Source organism: candidate division KSB1 bacterium (assembly GCA_034521575.1).
Lineage (GTDB): Bacteria > Zhuqueibacterota > Zhuqueibacteria > Residuimicrobiales > Krinioviventaceae > JAXHMJ01.
In genome coordinates this window covers 269,456-284,402 of sequence record JAXHMJ010000002.1, presented here as the reverse complement: position 1 = coordinate 284,402, position 14,947 = coordinate 269,456, and the positions used below count along the sequence as shown (strand labels likewise).

General features: G+C 38.2%; 19 protein-coding genes and 1 pseudogene. 2 read left to right on the top strand and 18 right to left on the bottom strand.

Features of this window, described 5'->3' with window-relative positions:
- Positions 1 to 77 precede the first annotated feature (77 nt).
- The 13 genes from U5R06_04010 to U5R06_03950 form a co-directional block, all read right to left on the bottom strand.
- Positions 78 to 506, bottom strand: a complete 429-nt coding sequence (locus U5R06_04010) for a PIN domain-containing protein (GenBank protein MDZ7721998.1) — start codon at positions 504 to 506, stop codon at positions 78 to 80.
- Positions 503 to 751 (bottom strand): hypothetical protein, encoded by a 249-nt coding sequence (locus tag U5R06_04005; GenBank protein ID MDZ7721997.1) that lies wholly within the window; start codon positions 749 to 751, stop codon positions 503 to 505. Before U5R06_04005 ends, U5R06_04010 begins: the two co-directional genes overlap by 4 nt.
- A gap of 941 nt (positions 752 to 1,692) precedes the next feature.
- A complete protein-coding gene (locus tag U5R06_04000) occupies positions 1,693 to 1,839 on the bottom strand; it encodes a four helix bundle protein (GenBank protein ID MDZ7721996.1) in 147 nt (48 codons plus the stop codon).
- Positions 1,840 to 2,321: 482 nt separating this feature from the next.
- Complete coding sequence (locus U5R06_03995; protein MDZ7721995.1) at positions 2,322 to 2,588, bottom strand: DUF2442 domain-containing protein; 267 nt, start codon at positions 2,586 to 2,588, stop codon at positions 2,322 to 2,324.
- A complete protein-coding gene (locus U5R06_03990; protein ID MDZ7721994.1) occupies positions 2,569 to 2,805 on the bottom strand; it encodes a DUF4160 domain-containing protein in 237 nt (78 codons plus the stop codon). The genes U5R06_03995 and U5R06_03990 overlap by 20 nt, the downstream gene beginning before the upstream one ends.
- Positions 2,806 to 4,054: 1,249 nt before the next feature.
- Positions 4,055 to 4,435 carry a type II toxin-antitoxin system VapC family toxin gene (locus tag U5R06_03985; protein ID MDZ7721993.1) on the bottom strand — a complete coding sequence of 127 codons (381 nt, stop codon included), beginning with the start codon at positions 4,433 to 4,435 and terminating at the stop codon, positions 4,055 to 4,057.
- On the bottom strand, positions 4,417 to 4,641 hold the full coding sequence (locus U5R06_03980) for a hypothetical protein (protein ID MDZ7721992.1): 225 nt from the start codon (positions 4,639 to 4,641) through the stop codon (positions 4,417 to 4,419). Before U5R06_03980 ends, U5R06_03985 begins: the two co-directional genes overlap by 19 nt.
- 360 nt (positions 4,642 to 5,001) lie before the next feature.
- A complete protein-coding gene (locus tag U5R06_03975) occupies positions 5,002 to 5,247 on the bottom strand; it encodes a hypothetical protein (protein ID MDZ7721991.1) in 246 nt (81 codons plus the stop codon).
- A gap of 234 nt (positions 5,248 to 5,481) precedes the next feature.
- Positions 5,482 to 5,871, bottom strand: a complete 390-nt coding sequence (locus U5R06_03970) for a four helix bundle protein (GenBank protein ID MDZ7721990.1) — start codon at positions 5,869 to 5,871, stop codon at positions 5,482 to 5,484.
- Between the two features lie 242 nt (positions 5,872 to 6,113).
- On the bottom strand, positions 6,114 to 6,485 hold the full coding sequence (locus tag U5R06_03965) for a four helix bundle protein (protein MDZ7721989.1): 372 nt from the start codon (positions 6,483 to 6,485) through the stop codon (positions 6,114 to 6,116).
- A gap of 108 nt (positions 6,486 to 6,593) precedes the next feature.
- Positions 6,594 to 7,682 (bottom strand): hypothetical protein, encoded by a 1,089-nt coding sequence (locus tag U5R06_03960; GenBank protein ID MDZ7721988.1) that lies wholly within the window; start codon positions 7,680 to 7,682, stop codon positions 6,594 to 6,596.
- Between the two features lie 167 nt (positions 7,683 to 7,849).
- Positions 7,850 to 8,071, bottom strand: coding sequence for a DUF2283 domain-containing protein (locus tag U5R06_03955; GenBank protein MDZ7721987.1), 222 nt, complete (start codon positions 8,069 to 8,071; stop codon positions 7,850 to 7,852).
- A 113-nt stretch (positions 8,072 to 8,184) separates the two neighbouring features.
- Positions 8,185 to 8,415 carry a YgiT-type zinc finger protein gene (locus U5R06_03950; GenBank protein MDZ7721986.1) on the bottom strand — a complete coding sequence of 77 codons (231 nt, stop codon included), beginning with the start codon at positions 8,413 to 8,415 and terminating at the stop codon, positions 8,185 to 8,187.
- A 472-nt stretch (positions 8,416 to 8,887) separates the two neighbouring features.
- Here U5R06_03950 and U5R06_03945 point away from each other — a divergent pair, with 472 nt between their 5' ends.
- Entirely contained in the window at positions 8,888 to 9,337 is a 450-nt protein-coding gene (locus tag U5R06_03945) for a hypothetical protein (protein ID MDZ7721985.1), read from the top strand.
- Between the two features lie 38 nt (positions 9,338 to 9,375).
- Positions 9,376 to 10,278: pseudogene (locus U5R06_03940) on the top strand (transposase).
- Positions 10,279 to 10,645: 367 nt separating this feature from the next.
- Here U5R06_03940 and U5R06_03935 read toward each other — a convergent pair.
- From U5R06_03935 to U5R06_03915, 5 genes are read right to left on the bottom strand one after another with little or no spacing between them, the layout of a single operon-like run.
- Complete coding sequence (locus U5R06_03935; protein ID MDZ7721984.1) at positions 10,646 to 11,671, bottom strand: DUF354 domain-containing protein; 1,026 nt, start codon at positions 11,669 to 11,671, stop codon at positions 10,646 to 10,648.
- Positions 11,640 to 12,845: a DegT/DnrJ/EryC1/StrS family aminotransferase gene (locus tag U5R06_03930; GenBank protein MDZ7721983.1), complete on the bottom strand. Its 1,206-nt coding sequence runs from the start codon at positions 12,843 to 12,845 to the stop codon at positions 11,640 to 11,642. The genes U5R06_03935 and U5R06_03930 overlap by 32 nt, the downstream gene beginning before the upstream one ends.
- Before the next feature lies 1 nt (position 12,846).
- Positions 12,847 to 14,007 carry a hypothetical protein gene (locus U5R06_03925; GenBank protein ID MDZ7721982.1) on the bottom strand — a complete coding sequence of 387 codons (1,161 nt, stop codon included), beginning with the start codon at positions 14,005 to 14,007 and terminating at the stop codon, positions 12,847 to 12,849.
- The gene (locus U5R06_03920) at positions 13,997 to 14,404 is read right to left on the bottom strand and encodes a glycosyltransferase (GenBank protein MDZ7721981.1); all 408 of its coding nucleotides are present in this window, start codon (positions 14,402 to 14,404) and stop codon (positions 13,997 to 13,999) included. The genes U5R06_03925 and U5R06_03920 overlap by 11 nt, the downstream gene beginning before the upstream one ends.
- Positions 14,370 to 14,936, bottom strand: coding sequence for a glycosyltransferase (locus U5R06_03915; protein ID MDZ7721980.1), 567 nt, complete (start codon positions 14,934 to 14,936; stop codon positions 14,370 to 14,372). The genes U5R06_03920 and U5R06_03915 overlap by 35 nt, the downstream gene beginning before the upstream one ends.
- Positions 14,937 to 14,947 lie beyond the last annotated feature (11 nt).

The following is a 14,947-nucleotide window of genomic DNA, read 5'->3' as shown; positions in this document are numbered from 1 at the left end:
GCCCCACTAGACCTTAGCCTTACTGATGAACAGGTCTTGAATTTCTGTGCAACCGACCATGTTTTTGTTTCATTGAATTAATCTTCAGGTATTCTTTTAAATCCTAAACCCACCTGTAAAAAATGACTATCTTCTGTCAGAATATCATTTATTTCAAATTCAGACATAATAGCCATAGATGTCAAATCAGTAAAAGAGATCAAAGGTTTATCCGAGAATTTACGCCTCAATTCTTTTGCTTTTTCAAAACGAGATGGATTCATCCATATTATTTTTATGAAATGTTTATGAACAGAATCCTGAATTGATTCTAAAGAGTGTATTGCTTTTTTATAATCAAGGCGACGAAAAAGCAATGTAAAGGTCTCATCAAGAACATAATCACTTGTATATATCATACCAGCATTTAAATGAATTGTTGAATACCAAGTCTTAATTTCTTGATGCCGTTTTTCTTTTCTATCACCGAGAGCAAGCCATCCCCATGTATCAATAAAAATTTTCAATGCGACGTCCCATAAAGTTCCTTATCAATATCTTTAGCAAGAGAACCATGTTCAATGCTGCCAATATATTCCACTAATGGATCTTTTGATGAATCCGCTTTTTTCTGAACAGGTTGAGCAGGTGTATCTTTATGATTAATTCGCGATAACTTGAATGAAATAAAATCCATAATCTCTTCCAAAGAATCTTCCGGAAGCTTTTTGATATCATTAATAATTTTTTCTTTCATTTCTGTTGAACTCATATTATTATTCTCCAGGTAAAAATGTAATCTGTACGGATAAATTATCTATAATTTAACAATAAAACTACCAAAACCGTTCCAATTAAAGCATGTATTTCAGGCAGTCTTTATATCTTGAATTCCTTTTCATTCAAATCAACAATAAAGACATTTAATCCCTGAATGGTTTTAAGATTGAGAGAACATCTGGATAATAAGCTTCCAATATACGCGTTATAGTATATCACTCTAAAGAAAAAGTTGAACGGTTTAAATGTTTAATTTAATCATACAATCTATTAAACGATTCAACGAATAAACGATTTTTTTCTTCTTACTCTTTTCTTCTTACTCTTTACTATCTGTTTCTTATAACTTTAAACCTTCTTATCACATCAACAGCTATATTCTTTATTAAATCGATCGATATCCCGAAACTTTCAAGCTGCGTCATTATAGTCAATAAACCCCATTACCATTCCAGAAACCAGAGAGCAGACATCAGACGTCAGTTTTGATAAAACCAGCCGGATATTTTATCATCGAGCACAGCATTTTTCCGAATGATTTTGTGAAAAAAGTTTTTGGAAATGCTTACTTTTGCCTTCTTGTTTAAAACTTGAAAATTTCACCGTACCTCGTACCCCGAACCCCATACCCTCATTTCCCCTTAAAACTTGAAACTTTCTCCCGCTCACTGCTTTGCACGATATTGAATCAACCGACGCAATTTTTTTGATATGAATTCACATTTCCGATCCAAATCAATCCACATTTTTCTTGAAATGTGGCCAATTTCACAGGCAATTTCAATCCGAGTCTGAACCTCAGCTACAGACTAGTTGGATTTTCTATTATAATAAACATACTTTTGCGTTTAACCGTTCATCAGGCACACTGGCTAAACGTTTCAACAATTCAACGATTAAACGTTATATGCTTCTTACTCTTTTCTTCCTTCTTTATACTATCTGTTTATTCGTGCCCGACTCTTCGCCCTCAGCAATATTACTCGCAATACTGACAACAGCCCGACGCAGCTGATCTTTCAACTCAAAATCCCGCTTGAATTCTCCATGATCTGTAATCTTGTAAACATCAACAGCCAAACCATTCCAGAAACCAGAGATCAGACATCAGACGTCAGTTTTTATAAACCCGGTTGGATTTTTTATCATGGAGCCCAGCATCTTTCCGAATGATTTTGTGAAATTAGCTTTTGATGGGTTTCCTCACTTATAAATCCACAGTCTTTTGCAGAATCAATCCTCACAGAACTCACCCCCTCTCTTTATTTACACATTATAAATATCAAACTGACAAGGAAATTTGCTGTATCTCTGATTCCAGAAAACAGACATCAGACGTCAGACGTCAGTCTTTTACTGCCCCCTGTCCTCTGACCTCTGACCTCTGACCTCTGACCTCCGTCCCCTGTCCTCTGCCCTCTGACCGCTGCCCTCTGACCGCTGCCCCCTGACCTCTGCCCTCTGCCCTCTGCCCTCTGACCTCTGCCCTCTGTCCTCTACCCTCTGTCCTCTGACCTCTGACCTCTGACCTCTGTCCTCTGACAAGACTAACTTGTATCTCCTCACCCCGATAGTTGAAATTTCCCGGAAACAATACCCGGGACTGTAATATCTTCATCCAATTTTTCCCAGCGTAACGCGTAACCATTGAGTCTTATCTCGACTTCTTTTAGCTCTTTATCCGAGGCATTTTTCAAAATCCTGAATCGATCAGCAGGGAATCCTATAATGCGACCGTCTGTCAATTTTACATAGATCATTCTCTCATCAGCCCAGGCTTTTATAGCGGAAGGCTCAACGGAAATATTTTTAACTTTTGTGGAATTCATGATATTTTTCCTGTAAAAATTCATTCTTCTCAAATACAATTTTTTCTATACTATTGATAACATATTGAGGTACACCTTTGTTCCTCGCCAGTCGTACAGGATTCAACCAGAACTTGCATTCACCATCGGGCGTTGCCACATGAATATGCGGCGGTTCTTCTGATTCGTCAGAATAAAAATGAAATCGAAATGGCCCAATTCGCAGTACGGTCGGCATACCTTTCCCCCGCCTTTTTCATAACCAACAATTCTATGTATTCTGGACACTTTAAATTCTCTCTCTATTTACTCCATACTTCTTGCTATCTACTGCCAACAGCCAAACCATTCCAGAAACCAGAGATCAGACATCAGACATCAGACGTCAGTCTTTTACTGACCTCTGTTTTCTGATCTCTGACCGCTGCCCTCTGACCTCCGCCCCTCCGACCTCTCAAAACAACAGCCTTCTTTATTACGTTCTTAAAATTCTGCCAAACCAGTCCAGACATCAGACATCAGACGTCAGACGTCAATCTTTTACTGACCTCTTTTTTCTGATCTCTGACCGCTGTCCTCTGACCTCTGCCCTCCGACCCCTCAAAACAACAGCCTTCTTTATTACGTTCTTAAAATTCTGCCAAACCAACTCTTTCCCCCACAAAATCGGATTATTAGTCCACCGTTGCGGATGCACCGTAATCATTATCTGCTCCGGCAATTTCCCCCGCTGCGCCGCCGCAATAATATCCTTCGTATGCCGAAACCGAAGCGTCGATTGCGGATTTCTGATATCGGATTGCGGATTTTTCGCTGAATCTTTTAAATCTGAATTCTGCAATCGAAAATCTGCAATCGGCTTATTCTCTTTTAACTTTTCACTTTTTACTTTTTCCTTTTGACTTAGAGCCTTGTCCCTTCGTCCTTTCGTCTCTTCGTCCCTTTGTCTCTCAGTCCCTCAGTCCCTTCGTCTCCCACTCCCGCCACTGCTTACTTCTTACTCCTTACTGGCTTCCGGCCCCAGTGAAATATGTTCGAACACTCACATTTCACAGGGCAAGCTTCTGCAAATTATATTCTATTTTCATCTCAAATACTCAAATAAGGTAAATAAGGTAATAAGGTTTACTTCATGGCTAATATTCAGGCTATTAAGGTGTAAAAGACTAAAATAAGGTTTTTAACAGCCAAGCTACGATCGGACCTGATCTCCGACCCCAGTGAAATATGTTCGCACACTCACATTTCACAGGGCAAGCCTCTGCCCTCTACATTCCTCGCTTCCAATCTTCCGTTCTTTTCCTTCCAATCTTCCGATATTCTTGTCCCTCCGTCCCGTAGTCTCTTCGTCACTCAGGTCACTTTTTTCCCTCAGTATCTCAGTCTTTGGTTCTTTCACAATAAAATACTTAACAGCATTCTTCATATTCTGCCAAACAAGTCCAGATGTAAAAGTATGTATTCTTGTTACTCTCCATGATTACAAACTATCGCAAAGGGTTGATTGCTTTCATTTCTAAAGGTTTATTCAGAATTTTTTTATCGTTAGAAAAAAGCGTATAATTATGCTGTAAGGATTGAGCACAGATTATTGCATCCGGTAATTTTAAACCAGTGCTTTTACGGATATTTATTGTATGTTTTACAGTTTCCGGAACAGGATAAAAAATTTCGATTTGTTGAAGAAATGAACTGATTTTTTTCATCTCATCAGGTTCTGCATCATAACAATTAAGTTCTATTTCTGTAATAAAAGAAATTGCAATATTTTCTGCTTTTCTTACATTTTCTACTACTTTCTTTTCGCCTTTAAGAAAATAGATAACAATGTTAGTATCCAGCAATATATTCATTTCCTGCTTTCCCATTCCTTACGCACTCTTTTTTGGAAAATATCGGGGTTTTCACCACTTTTAATTGAGCCCGCATATTTTAAAATTTTTTTAACGGCGGTCTTTTTTCTTTCTTCAACAGGTAGAATTATTATTTCCGCTTCCTGCCCCATTAATTTTTCTAATTCATTTATACGTAGATTTTTTGAACTAATTCTTCTTCTGATTTTTATGGCTTCCATAATTCACTCTCCTATTAAAAAATAAATATAAATTAGCATTAATATCAGATCCAGCAAACGAAAGCGCTTCATTATAATCAAAATCACGATTAATTTTAATCAATGGTAAAGCATTAAAAATAAATTTCGCGATTTACATTTTCTGAATAACTCAGACCCTACTAATTTATTTTTAACTCTTCACTTGTCAATTTGTTCTACTATCTAATACTTATTGACCTCAGTCCTCTGACTTTTAATTTCTGCCTACTGCTTACTCTCCTCACTCAGTCTCTCAGTCACTTAAAACCACACTTTTCCAATTCCAACTGAAGCATTACACTCATTCATTCCATATTTGTCCTTAAAACTTCCCCCCACTTAAAACTTAAAACTTTCTATATCCCATGTATATCCTTTTTTGCTTACCATCTTTCGATTAATAAATTCATCAAATGACATACCATACTTTTCGATCATATTAGAATCCACTCTCCGATACCGCGCCAGTAAACGCAGGTATTCGGATTTTAAAAGTTGCCGGACTTTTGTATCAATCCCCCCATCTGCCAACGGAGATTGCTCCAAAAGTTTACGCGTCTCTTCTCGAAGATTTTTATTATGCATAAAATCACTTATTCCCGATTGTACATTCTAAAATGTTAGCTCTGCAAAGTTAAACAGTTATTTCTTTTTATGCAAATTTTTTTACTTTTCCCCCATAATATATTTCAAACTATTTTGCTATTATCTCTCAGTCGCTTTGTCTCTCATTCCCTCAGTCTTTTACTCTGAACAAAAATGAATTTTATAATATTCTTAAAATTCTGCCAAACCATTCCAGAAAACAGACATCAGACATCAGACGTCAGTTTTTATGAATCCGGTTGGATTTTTTATCATGGAGCCCAGCATCTTTCCGACCTCATGATTTTGTGAAATTAGCTTTTGATGGGTTTCCTCACTTATAAATCCACAGTCTTTTGCAAAATCCAACGAAGATTCAGTTTCACTATTTTCACCATCACAATCCGTTAATTTACTGATAAAATGAGCTTTATATCTTCTTTTCGCCCATGCCTCCCTTAAATTTAGGCAAACAGATCTCGAAGATCTTCGAATTTGATTCGTTAGAGCATATTTTTCTTCCTTTGGAAAGGATTTGCTTATTTCAAAAATCACCATCGCGAGTTGGTACGCTTTCTGATAAACCTTCAAATCCTTTGCAGAATTAATCCTCACAGAACTCACCCCCTCTCTTTATTTACACATTATAAATATCCAGGTGTCAAGGAAATTTGCTGTATCTCTGATTCCAGAAAACAGACATCAGACGTCAGTCTTTGCTGCCCCCTGTCCTCTGACCTCTGACCTCCGACCTCTGACCTCTGTTTTCCCTAAAACTTTCTTCTCACCAGTGCTCTTTATACCACATTCTTAAAATTCTGCCCAATTATGACAAAGAGACAAAGAGAAAGAGACAGAGAGACATTTTAATATTTCCATTTTTCAGGTTGAAGGGACATATTGACAATCTTTCCAATTATATGATCATATGTTGTATCGAGATCTTTATAAAAATCCTCGTTTATATATTGACATCTCAACGAAAAATCGAGCCATACTTGAGTCTCAGCTGCTTCACCCTCTGAATCCGATAATTTAGAGACAAAAGCTTTGGGATACCTCCGTTTTCGAAAAGCTTCACCAATATTTGAACACACTGACCTGGATGAACGACGCATTTGATCTATCAGTGAATATTTTTCCTCTTTTGGGAAACCTTTTGTTATTTCAAATATCTTCATCGCTGATTCAAATGCAAGCTTGTAAACATCTAATTCCCGATGTGAACGTATTTTCACTTTCCCTCCAATAATAAATTAGAATAATTTTATTATTATCTCTCAGTCACTTTGTCTCTCAGTCATTTAGTCTCTCCCTCAGTCTCCGCCCTCTGTCCTCTGTTTTCCCTAAAACTTTCTTCTCACCAGTGCTCTTTTTACCACATTCTTAATATTCTGTAAAAACAACTCTTTAATCCACGGTAAGACGCTATTCGTCCACCGCTGCGGATGCACCGTCATCATGGCTTTATCCGGAAACCACCCATCCTCAATCGCCTGAACAATATCCCCGGTCCGCCGAAACCGCAAATTTTTGTTCCCGCTACCTACTACATACTCCTTACTACCTACTTTCTCCTTAACACTTGAAACTTTCCTTCTACTTTCTTCATACTTTTCCCTACCTACTCTCTCCTTAACACTCGAAACTTTTTTTCTACTTTTTCCATACTTCTTACTACCTACTGTTTCACTGAAAACTTTATCCCTCACACTCACAGTCCGATTATCCCAGCTACGTCCCGTATCCGTCAAATAAAAAACCTCACTCCAATCAATATCAAAGTAAGGTTCGCCGAGCAGACCCAGCTCCCGGTAGTCATAATAATCCCAAAGCAGCCGATTGTCCCATTTCGACAACGGACTCCCGTGCATGCAAATGGTACGAATATCCGCCACCTCGCGCATCTTCGCCAAATTCCGCTCAAAACTCTCAATTCCTCTATCAGCTAACTCTTTCTCAAACTTTTCTGTTTCCTTAAAACTTGAAACTTTATTTCTACTTAAAACTGTCTTCCTACTTTCTCCATACTTCCTACTACCTACTACTCTTTCCTTAACACTTGAAACTTTCTTTCTACTTGACACTTTATCACTTAAAACTTGTTTTCTACTTACTCCATACTTCCTACTCCTTACTACCCAATCAACATCCTCATAATGATACCCAATCTCATGCCCCAACTCGGCAATCTGCCTGATAATATGCGGCTGAAAGCTCTCCGGCACAATGCGAAAATAATACGTGCCTCGAATTCCATATTCCGCTTCAAGCTGTGCCATGGCCAGCGCATACTCCGGACGCCGGTCTACGTCATGACGCAGGATGATGCCGTATTGGTGTGGATTCTGAATAAAGGATTCAAACGTAAGAATCGGGGCATCGACTACCGATTGCATCAATTTTTGATAGGTTTTTAAAGTAAAATCAGGCATGTTTTAACTGGTCGGATGAAAAGGATAACAAACCCGGATGCGGTAGCATTCAACCCTCAAACCTCGCACCCCATACTCACTCCTCAATCCTTTCTTTTCCCCTCTTGAATATTTCAACCGTATTCTATGAATACCTTTTAACGCTTACTCCTCTCCAAAGTGCTACATTACTGTTTTTCTAACTCCAGATGTGGTGACCTGAGATCAAACTCTATTTTTTGATCCATTAATTCACTCGCATCAAGGACTTCTATTCCAACAAGTCCATCATTTTTATCAAAATCAATATGAACACCGGGAGACACAATTTCGGTTCTTGCAATTTTTGTATCCTTGGATGTAAAATAAAGATATAACAAATCACGAGAACTGTCAAATTCTACTTTCATGCTTACAATACTGCTTTCTTCTTACTTTTTACTGTCTGTTCCTTATAACTTTAAACCTTCTTATCACATCAACAGTTACATTCTTTATTAAATCGATCGATATCCTGAACCTTTCAAGCTGCGTCATTATAGTCAATAAACCCCATGACCATTCCATCGGACACTGCATTCTTTACATTTTTCTCTACAATTTGAGACCCCTTGAAATCAACAGACTCTTCGCCACATTGTTCACAAATCAGAGCGGGTACATTCTTGACCCCAATAATCCGATTTTCACTCATTTGAAATGTAAGCACCGTTTTCCCGTTTAACAGCTCTCCTTTGCAAAATGCACATTTCATTCTTTTTTCCTTTTCGTCAATGAATCATCCCATCTGTCTCTGTTTGGCTCATAAACCGTTATAATCAAAATATATTGTTCTTGATTATCTAATGCGACCACAATATGCAATACTTTTCTTTCCTCTGTAAATCCCGCAAAATCTTTACTTATTGTTCAGCTGTGTAACGTCGTCGATGTTGCACCGCCAGTGCTAATATCCGTAAAATATGTAACTGCAAAATAGCAAAAAACTATTTTTTATAGCTCTAAGGCACAAAATAAAACAGCGATATTACAATAGTTAGAAAGACGAGAAAGACGGGAGAGTTAAAGAGCATCTATAAAATTCATCTTGAAATAGCCAATGTTATACCTAAATTGAGCGGTTTTTAAAAAAATAAAAAACCTTTTGGGTTTATAATAGTTTGTTATTATTTTAGTTGTGTAACCAATAAAAAGAATAACAACAAAACCCAAAAGGTAGCCATAATATGCAGAAAAAAACCGATACAACGCAACCTAAAATATCAAAAATTGAGATCACAAAAGATAAAATTAGCGGTCGTGGTGGTCTGTTGTTTTTTCTTAGATATATTGACCAAATTCGATTCTATTCTCTATTTGAAAACGTTTTTAGCTTTTTAAAAGGCTCTTCTAAAGGACTGGGATACCGTCAGTTTGTCAAACAGCTTTTTGCTTGGTTTATTGATGGTACGGATATGTCAATCTGTTCTTTTGATCGTCGAAAAAACGATGAAGCCTATGCTGCCGTGCTCGAAAATCGCCCGGAACAAATGGCAACATCCCATCAAATCAAAAGGATGTTTCGCAAGTTCAGTTTTGTTGGGCAAATGATATTTCGGTCTCTTTTGTTGGAGATGTTTATTTGGCGACTTATTATTGAACAACCCAAAGAAGTTATTCTTTTGGTGACAGCGTAGTTTTCGACAATGACGGCGCTAAAAAGCGTGAAGGCTCAAATGTGACCTATAAAAATAAAAAAGGATTCCAGCCTATGCAAATTAGTTGGGGGCCTTATGTTGTTGATGCGCTGTTCCGAGCCGGAGATGTTCATTGTAATCATGGCAGCGACTTTATAAAGTCAGTGGGGCGTCTGGTCAAAGCTATTCGACGTCGCTATAAAGATGTTCCAATCATTCTGCTAACAGACAGTGGTTTTATGGATGACCAGAACTTTCGGTTCTTTGAACAACGCCTTGGTATTCATTATGTTTGTGCCGGGAAAATATATAACGATATTAAACAATATGTTAACAATCTTAGTTATGATGCTTTTCGTTCTTATAGACAGACATGGACTTTTGTCGAATTTGCTAATCGCCTCAAATCATGGAAGACATTTCGCCGTTGTATTTTTACCTCTCAGAAAGCTGAGGAAAATGGTCAACTCTTATTTGATTTTGCACAACCGGATTCAGTAATCTATACCAATATAGGCCGAAACAGTGAGCTGGATGAAAAACTAATCAATGCTGGTAGTGGCAATTATCTCAAGGCCGAAAAGATTATCGAGTTAAACCACAGTCGAGGTAGAGCTGAATTAGTACACCGATCACAGAAAGAATTTGCTGGAAGAGAACAGTTACCATTTAAGCGTTTCGGTATGAATAGAGTTTTTTACTATTTGATGATCATCAGCCATTTTCTTTTTGAAGCATATAAAAGGGACATCCCCTGTGAAGCAGTACCAGTTACCGCTTACCCCAATTCCTTTCGTCGGATCATGATTGATTTTGCAGCCAAAATTGTGACAACAGGCGGAAAAATTATACTAAGGGTAACACAGACAGTCTATGATTCCCTGAAGATTTTAAAATTATGGTCATTCATTGAGGAGTATGAACCCGCATTTGTGACGTAAAACATAATAAAAATTAATCGTATTAAAGAGCTAAACAATGGGAGAAGTATGCCGTTACACTGATAATTCTCTGACTTTAATGAAAAATCAGTTCAAAAAGCAAGGTTGATTGCGTAATAAGAAGTTATTTCAGATGAAAACAAATAGAAAAAGACGGCACCGGCAACATTTTGCGCCGGTTTTATTTGGTGCCCTTATAAATCGATCAATTTAGGTTATAGTTATATTTGTTTGGTTCTTCCGACATTTACTTAAAATTCTTGTGGTCTATCAACACTGCTTTTTTCATTCTCTCATCCTCTTTTTCCCAAAACTATCAAAAGTCTTCTTTTTTCATTTTTCAATCTTTTGCAATTTACTGATTGAATCATGCAATACCGAATTCATCCAATACTTGGAATAATTTGCCCTTGACTTCTTCTTGAATTTTTCTTGTACGCTGTAAATCGGGCTCTTGTTTACTTGATTTTAGCACTTTGTTAACCAATTCATCAGCATCGCGAGAAAAAAACATTTGCCCATCATGGATCATTTTTTTATCCACTGTGAGCAATTCTTTGCCGGCATAGAAAGAAAATGACGGTACACCAAGACAGGCGGCTTCCCTGGCAAGTGTTCCTGCTCCAGTTAACACAGCATCAGAATAATAACAGACATCAAGACCATTCAAAGCCTTATCTGGCAGGCACACATTTTTAAATCCAGAAGCATAGTCTATATCATGTTTATATCGCGGAAGAAAAAGTATGTTTATACCAGAATTTGCTAAACCTTGAAGTAAATTGGGTACTAATGATCTGTTTCCGTTTACATAATTAGCTTGAATATTTTCCGGCCGCACTACGACATAGTTGTCGAAAGGTAATTGTTTTAGGAACGACGGATCTGGAATATAGTCTGCGACATAAATATCTTCTTTATAACCATGATATTGATACAATTTATGACGCCTAAAACCTTGCCTTAAAATATCTTCAATCGGTATCGCTTCAGGCCAAAAAGCAAAATCGGAAAAATGGCTATAACGCCAGTTTGGTGCTTTCTCGTTATCATCAAAAGTAATAGATGGCTTACGCCTTAACTTTGCATAAAGAGAAGATGAATCGCCGCCAACAGATATCTTGATATCAAATTCCCTAACAAAATTGAATAATTGATATGTTCGTTCAAAGACGCCAAACACCTTACGAATTCTGTTTTGTCCCTTATGCTCACCGACTTTGATGAAAGGTTCTGCAATTTGCGATTTGAATAAACCTATTGACTCGGCGAAATCTCGAACAGTGAACAGAATGTCATGACGATCTTTTAAAAGCTTGTATAGCGGCTTTAAAAAGTTTACATGTGGTACGTTGGTTATATCAAACCAGATGATTGGTTTTTCGGATGGCATCAAGTTCCCGTTTTATAATGGTCATTTGCTTTTTTGTCATTTTTTCAAAAAGTGGCAGCGAGACAATATGATCATGTATTTTAAAATAATTATCACACATGTTTAGATTCTGACATTCACTAAAATCAGGATCATTGTCAAAGCGCCGCTGGTAAAATGATAAGTATTTATGTTCCAGATGTTTGGCCTCAATACCTTTCTGCCATAACATGGGAATAATTTCGTAAGCAGGTAGTGATATTTTGGTATAGAACTTGGTAAAAGACGGTATAAATATTGGATAGTTAATGATTGATTGATAAAAATCCAGTTCAAATAATTTTGCAAGTTCTTTTGCTTTAGTCCTGCGCATTTTCCAGTATCTATTTAATTTTGGTATTTGAGCTGCAAAAAGCTGAAAAAATAATTTAGACGGTCGCCTTAAATAGATTTCAAAATTTGATGTTTGGCGTTCTTGCATAAACATTGCAGAGTGTTTTCTAGATTTCATTAATAATCTATAGATAGAGTCAAATAGCCCGCAGGGACGCATTGTCTCTAAAAGAGAACGAATTAATCTAAACAAAACAACCTTGGCAGAAAATTTTTTAAAGCCATTTTGCAATTGAGTAGCCTTTGAATAAATCTCCCTATCATTAGTTGCTAGTACGCCTCCGCCAATACCATATCCAGTTTTTATCAACGAAAAACAAGCAACATCCCCAAAACTTCCTACGCTATGTTCACCAATGAATGCCCCCAGAGCCTGAGCACAATCTTCAATAATAAAAAGGTTATGCCGCCTGGCAAATGCGACAATTTTCACCATTTCATTTGGTATACCACCAAGATGAATAGCTTGAATCGCAAATGCGTCTTCTCCAAGCTTGTTCGGCAACTCTGGATTTATATTGAACGAATCAGGATTAATATCGGAGAAAATAATCAAATTATCGCAGGCAAGGATTGGCTCCAATGCAGATTTGCACGTCAAAGGTGAAGCTATCACATCTCCTCTTTGGTTCAGACTTTGATAGGCCACGTATAATGCAGCACGACATGAACTTGTTAAAAGCACATACTTTTTGCCAGTTAATTGCTGAAAGAACTTGACAACAGTCTTTTCAGCGTCACGCTGTAAAAAAACATTGAAAATAGTTTTAAGGCTTATATTGGGTGAGTAATACGGTACCATGCTATCGCGATAAAGCCAATTTGGGAAGCATTCGAGTCATTGCTCGAAAAGGTTTTGGGTCATCTTTTGATCGGACAGCATCAATGATTTCGCCTTTTAGTGATTTTCTATATGATTTATATGACATGTGATTGGCAAGAATGTCGTTAATCGAGTAAATCAAGTCAGTCCAGTAATTTCGCCATTTGATAGTTGTTGGATAGGTAGCAGGAAACTCATTTGGAGAATTGTTAACATAATTATAAATATAAAGAGGGAAATTGATTCCACAGTGAACAGCCAATCCCACCCAAAGCCATGTGCGTGCATTAATTTCAATGAGTTTGAAATGGCCATCGCGTGGATCACGCAAGTACTCGATCTCACACACGCCTGTATAATTCATTGCGTGTAATAGCGGTACAGATTGATCCAGGCATTCTTGTTGATAAAGGCTTTGACAAAAGGTAGCTGTTCCAAAACGCAATGGATGCTCTCGCAATTTGACCCCCATCCAAAACGTTTTGATCTCTCCGGCAACGCTAAATGCTGCAAACGATATGGTTCTATTTGTGCCGTCGAACGGAATGACTTCCTGGGTAAACGACTGTTCTAATGGCCATCGTTCTTTAAGCCGATTCAGGTTTACACTCAATTCAGTCGAATCGTGGGATAAAATTGCTTTTGTTCCCACTGTCTTGTAGAATGAAAATCCGTGCCGCCCTTTGGTTATGACAGGGTAATGCAGAGTTGTAGAATTTTCAACTTTTCCCGCCACGGTTTTCGGAGTTGGTAGTCCTAATGTTGTTGCCAGATTAACAAGTTGCAGTTTGTCATAAATCTTTTCAATCGTATATAGATCTGGTGTAATCATTTTGAAGTGTGATTCCAAAACTTTTCGATGTTTGGCAATATTATAAACTGCATGATCGTTTGACGGCAGTAAAAGCCAATCCTGTAGCGTCTCACGTTCCTTCAATTCAACAAGAAAGTCGATAAAGTGAGGGTCTAAAAAACCGGGACATTTAAAAAACGAGCGGCAATATTTGGAATGGCGTGCAATACAATCGGATGTATCAACGACAATTACGGGAATACCGGCGCGACCCAGGGCGCGCGTATTGGCAAGGCCCTGGACATGACCTTCAATTATAATAACACCGGGTTTACTACTATTCTTCAAGTACTTTTTCGTAAATTGAAATCAATTTGCGCGCAACAGTCGTGGAGTCCAGCCCGATAGCAAAAATTCGCTGCCTCCCCTTGGTGCGGCCATATTGTTCAGCAAAAGTTAATGCGGTTTTTAGCTTATCCGCCACATCCTGCGGATCAAACGAGGTGAGATAACATCCTTCCGTTTCCCCAAACACCTCTCGGATATCGCCGACATCGGTCGCTACAATCGGACAGTTACAGGCCATTGCTTCTTTGATAATATTAGGTGAACCTTCCCAGCGTGAAGTCAACAACAAGACATCTGCGGCATTGAGATAGTCAAGCACCTCGACATGTTGGATATGATGAATGACCTTGAATTCCAGCCGCTCATTTACCACCAGACCAATAGCCTGTTCTGCCAATGGGTAATTCTTTGAATATCGTTTCGGATTCCGCCAACCAAACCACTTGAGGATGATCTATATCAAAGCCAACCTTGCGTTTGCTGGATTCTTTTTCTTTCGGTTGCCAAAAGTTGGTTTCTACGCCGTTGGGAATAATCTCGGCGAAACGCAGACCAATGTTATCCAACATGCTGCGTGACTTGACAATGACCCGTTGCCATTTTAGTCGTGCAAAAAGAGCAATGATCCATTTCATGTAATGTGAAATAACCGTGTCGCTGCCCATCAGGGAGACGACCATTGGTTTCGTGCAAGCGAAAGAAGCGGTGATCGCCGAAAGCGAATAGTGCGCATGGACAAGGTCTGGCTCAAACGACTCTATCCTTTCCCGCAAAGCAGGCAAATTTCCAAGATAGCCCAAGACTCCTTTACCTTGAATGGTGAAATAGTCCAGTTCAACGCCCTCTTTTTTCAGCGACTCGCCCTGCGCCTTGACGATCGGCGTAATGCCCCATTGATTGTTGCCGCTGGAAACGAATAATACTTTCATATCAAAAATTA